The sequence below is a fragment of the Poseidonibacter antarcticus genome, assembly GCF_003667345.1.
Classification (GTDB): domain Bacteria; phylum Campylobacterota; class Campylobacteria; order Campylobacterales; family Arcobacteraceae; genus Poseidonibacter; species Poseidonibacter antarcticus.
This window is the reverse complement of the sequence record NZ_RCWF01000042.1, coordinates 1-855: the sequence shown is the minus strand read 5'-3', so window position 1 is coordinate 855 and position 855 is coordinate 1. Positions and strand designations below refer to the sequence as shown.

General features: G+C 45.6%; 1 protein-coding gene. It reads left to right on the top strand.

Going from position 1 to position 855, the window contains the following annotated elements; translation table 11 throughout:
* Nucleotides 1-626: 626 nt before the first annotated feature.
* Nucleotides 627-855 (top strand): hypothetical protein (locus D9T19_RS14630; protein WP_205588737.1); only part of this gene is annotated, 229 nt, incomplete at its 3' end.

The window sequence follows — 855 nt, the reverse complement described above, 5'->3', positions numbered from 1 at the left end:
GAGATTTCCAGGAAATCCATCTCTGTTCGGATGTACCGGTGTAGGCCACTGCGATATTTCAGTACTAGGTGCCGCTCGGAGTCCTTGATACCTAGCTTTGTGCGCAAGGTATGAAATTTGTTCGTGTATACAACTGCCACCCCCGAGCTGGGCATGATCTCTACAAGGAACCAGGGAACAACAGACTCACACATAGCCAAGCATACACCAAGATGAGCCAAGCCAATCTGCAATTGGGTTTATCAGGCTGCTAGGAAATGGAAAGGAAGAATTGCTAAGCTAGTGAGCTCAACCACAGAGCTATGGATACCTCTACAAGATCTATCTAGCTTGGCACCCACAATACCTACACACCCAGCACAAGGAAGTATTCTTTTCACTGCTGTACAGTCCCTCAAGCCATACCTTCCCCATCTAGTGTTCTCAGGGTGTGCGTAGAGGAGTAGCCAAAGCCCTCTTGATCTTCTTGAGAGGTTACTCCCTTCACTAGGTTTATCAAGCCAATTCTGTCCACTACCACTCCAAAACTTCAGCTCACAGGTTCAAACCAAAAACGAGGATGCACATAACAGCAGAAGTATAAGTGTTGGGCATGAAGAAATTTTTTTATAGTGAGATGCCCAAAGATGGGGTTTTCATTAGCTTCAGAAAAACGTGGGAAACCCAAAAACGAAAATGGCAATTGGGGATTCAACCTTGGAGAGCACAAACCATTTTCAGAAAAACATCCATGGGTACTTTGGGGCAAAAACGACCTCTACAAACCCCCAAAACGTGACTCCCTTTCTCCCAGCCACTGTGCAACACAAAAACGAGCTCCCAGCTATGGAAAAATGCAGGAAATTGGTAAAAAAC